Genomic DNA, 3331 nt, shown 5'->3' on the forward strand with positions numbered 1-3331 from the left:
ATCTATTCGGACGAAAAAATCCTGCTTTTGACCCGAGGCGGCTATATTGAGCTCAACAACAGCGGCATCCGTATCCACGGCCTGAAGATCGATATTGAGGGTAACCAGATCAACTTCAAGAAGGGCGGACCTGGCGAAGGTGCCTCGTGCCTGCGCAATATGTCGAAGTCCACGACGCCGTTTGTGAGGATGTAAACGATGACCGAGACACCATCGCTTGACGTTTTGCCTCGGACTGAAGCCACAGAAACAATCAGAAATACGCTGAAAGAGACCCCAAAACCTATTTTTGCACTTCTGGACGGCGGCGGATTTGATGACTTGCCAGGAATGCTGTCAGCAGAGGCTATAAAGGGTCGCTCGCTTTTCCTGGATGGTGCAGCGGAAGATTACAGGCGTGCAGGTCCGTGGATGGTGCGCGTCGATGATATGCTTGTCCAAGGCTATATTGAACGCCTTGAAGCGACACAGCCCTGCGCTGTTTATTGGTCATGCAAGCAGGGCGAAGAGATTTTACACAAACACTTGCGGACGATCAATGAAGTGCTGATACCACTGGAAGAAGCGCAGCTTGATGGTAACGGATCAAAAACGACAACACATTATGAACGTGTTCTGTTCAGGCATTGGGACCCGAATGTGCTCGGTGCCGTCCTGCCTCTTCTAACGCGACCACAGTTCTCGCGGTTCCTTGGTCCTGCAACGTCGATTTTGTTCAATGCTCCAGATTATGGCGGCATTAAACGCGCCAAGGTGCCGGATAATATGCCAGCAGCACCGCCAGGACCGCTTCGCCTCGAGCCAGACCAAATGGAAAAGCTCAAAGCCGCCATGTTGCATTCGTCAAGACTGCGGATTGCCCGTTTTCTCAAAGGTAATATTCCCCCGCATTTCTCCGGGGTGAACGATGATTTCGTTTGGGGTGCCACGTTGGCCAGCGAGAAATCCGCAGATGAACTGGGCATAAAAACGGAGCGTGGTCGCGCCCGTTGGGCCTACGTCATGATGATGTCCGATGGAAAAGCAGCCGAGGGTGCGGAGGTTCGCAATTACATCCGCGATGGCGGTGATACACCGGACAACAGGGTCAAATCGCTCATTCAGCATATAGTCAATGCTTTACGGTCAGGTGCCTCCGTATCAGGAGGTGCCGCATGAGTGCGACGACAGAAGTCGCCGGTGCAGGTGGCGCAGTTGCGGGGCAATGGCTGGGCCGTGTTATCGGCGGCGCGGTTGGAACTTTGATTGGACCTGAGGGAACGGTCATAGGTGCCTGGATTGGCGGGAGAGCGGGTGGGGTTGCAGGACGCGCCGCAGCGTCCGCTATCGCGTCTTATATGGAAGGCGCGAATGAGGATGCCGAGACTAAAACTAAGGATGCGGAACAGGCCAAGCCATGCGTAGATTGCGGTGATATTGATTGTTTCAATCCGCCTGAGGGTGCTGATGAAGATTTAAAGCAGGAGTTTCGTCGGCAATTGAAGGAACAGCAGGACGAAATCAACCGGATGGAGCCAGATGATCTTATCCGAAATATGGATAATTATGCTAAAAATGGTCGCCCAAAAAATGATGCTGCTGATCGGAGGCTGACGAGAGAAAACTACCAGACACAAAGAACAAGGACGTTAGAAAAGCAATATCAGAAACAAGGATATAACGATTTCGAAGAGAGAGCTGCTTCAGAAGTCGCAAAGGAAATGAGCAAGCTTGCTGCTACGCATACACTGGATCTTATAGCCGGAGGTGACGGTTCTATTTCTGGTTTGGGCAATAAAACGATTAATAGTTCTCTTGGCGCTCAATGGAGAGGTCGTCGGGCAGATCAACTAAAAGCTCACGCGCAAAAGGCAAAGGAACAAGGAAAGAAGATGAACGCCAAGCTTGAAGAATGCCCTCCAAAAAGTAATACATCATCACCGGATGAACAAGGAGACGGTACAAATGCCGGCCTTGGCAGTGGAGAAGGAACAGGCGACGTTCCGACGTCTTGAGAAATAAGAAAATACATTTTGCGTGGAAGGCGGATCGAAAATGGCGGAATTGTTTATCAACTACAAACGGTGCTTGGAAAAATACGGAGAGCCTTCTGAGGGTGAGCTTATTCCTGATGAAGTCATTAATATTTATAATGGACGTATTCCAGAAACATATCTGAATTTTCTTAGATTACATGGGACAGGAAAATGGCTAAATGGATACTTTCAGCTATGTAATCCTGCAAAATATCAGTCGATTATCTCTTTGGTCCTCGAGAACGACAAAATAGATCACAGGAAAACAATCCCATTAGGATTTACATCATTCGGAGAAATTTTAGCTTGGAATATTCAGTATAAATTAGTAGAAATTAATATTTTGTACGGAAGAGTAAGTTGCCCGGAGTTATTCAACCCAGACAATGATCCAGACGACGACATTACACTTGGTGTCGCAATTGGCGGTATAAATACAACGTCTTACGACCTTCCCGATCACAACGGCAAGCCAATGTTCAAACGTGCTTTAAAAATGCATGGTGAGCTTGAGTTTGGGCAGATCTATGCGCCGAAACTCCATCCGGCGCTTGGCGGCGTGATAACAGTAGAAAATTTAAGGCCAGCCAATGCACTGGCTGCTATGACGATTGCCGCGCAGGCAGGTCCCTTTACGCTTTACGATACGACGAAGCCGAGCGTCCCTGCTGTTAGAACCATTGGAGAATGAGAGGTCGTCTTATATCATCCAATCCCGTTTCGCTCAAAGGCCACAGCATATTTACCTGGTGATTGATCCGAGACCTAAGCCGCATGTGGGTGGGCTTAGGTAATTTGCACGAAACTGAGGTTGGATCGTAAATAAAAATTTCCGAGGAGTTTCGAAATTGGACGACTACAAAGAAAATATTGAAGAGCTAATAAATGAGTTAAATTCTTGTAAAAGCTCTAGGAAGTGTGGACTCTTAGGATTCCCAAACGGCTTGTGATGTGATTCATGACTGTCTTTTGGAGGCAGTTATGGGCGTTCTTGACCGTTTGATTCTTCGTGACGACCAATGGGATCGAATTTCCCGACATATCATTGGTGATGCTCGTACGCGGGGCTCGTCAGGGCGAGACAATCGCCTGTTCGTGGAAGCTGTTCTTTGGATCGTCCGCATAGGTTCTCACTGGCGTGATCTGCCGGATGTGTTCGGCGATTGGAACAGCGTATTTCGGCGCTTCAGCCGCTGGAGCCCAAAAGGCGTCTGGTGGCGGGTTTTCGAAGCGGGGGGGATGCGGATAAAAAGTTGGACTGATTTATGGGTTAAGGCCAAGGATTCTTCGATACTCGATCGGGCTGAGTGATCCCA

Annotated in this window: 4 protein-coding genes and 1 pseudogene; all 5 read left to right on the forward strand. The window is 49.0% G+C overall.

What is annotated here, in order from left to right; all coding sequences use genetic code 11:
• Nucleotides 1-195: DUF2345 domain-containing protein (locus tag BJF95_RS00075; protein ID WP_139317334.1), on the forward strand; the 195-nt coding region annotated here is incomplete at its 5' end.
• A gap of 3 nt (nucleotides 196-198) precedes the next feature.
• Nucleotides 199-1158: a DUF4123 domain-containing protein gene (locus BJF95_RS00080; protein WP_075637412.1), complete on the forward strand. Its 960-nt coding sequence runs from the start codon at nucleotides 199-201 to the stop codon at nucleotides 1156-1158.
• A complete protein-coding gene (locus tag BJF95_RS00085) occupies nucleotides 1155-1994 on the forward strand; it encodes a polymorphic toxin type 15 domain-containing protein (RefSeq protein ID WP_075637413.1) in 840 nt (279 codons plus the stop codon). The genes BJF95_RS00080 and BJF95_RS00085 overlap by 4 nt, the downstream gene beginning before the upstream one ends.
• A 40-nt stretch (nucleotides 1995-2034) precedes the next feature.
• A complete protein-coding gene (locus tag BJF95_RS00090) occupies nucleotides 2035-2706 on the forward strand; it encodes a GAD-like domain-containing protein (RefSeq protein WP_075637414.1) in 672 nt (223 codons plus the stop codon).
• 290 nt (nucleotides 2707-2996) lie between these two features.
• A pseudogene (locus BJF95_RS00095) lies at nucleotides 2997-3248 on the forward strand (transposase); the annotation flags it as partial.
• Nucleotides 3249-3331: the final 83 nt, after the last annotated feature.

Origin of the sequence: Rhizobium oryziradicis (genome assembly GCF_001939045.1) — a bacterium.
Taxonomy (GTDB): domain Bacteria; phylum Pseudomonadota; class Alphaproteobacteria; order Rhizobiales; family Rhizobiaceae; genus Allorhizobium; species Allorhizobium oryziradicis.

Excerpts from the sequence above, each read along its gene's own strand:
- BJF95_RS00080 (WP_075637412.1), top strand. The coding sequence starts at position 199 with ATGACCGAGACACCATCGCTTGACGTTTTGCCTCGGACTGAAGCCACA.
- BJF95_RS00085 (WP_075637413.1), top strand. The coding sequence starts at position 1,155 with ATGAGTGCGACGACAGAAGTCGCCGGTGCAGGTGGCGCAGTTGCGGGG.
- BJF95_RS00090 (WP_075637414.1), top strand. The coding sequence starts at position 2,035 with ATGGCGGAATTGTTTATCAACTACAAACGGTGCTTGGAAAAATACGGA.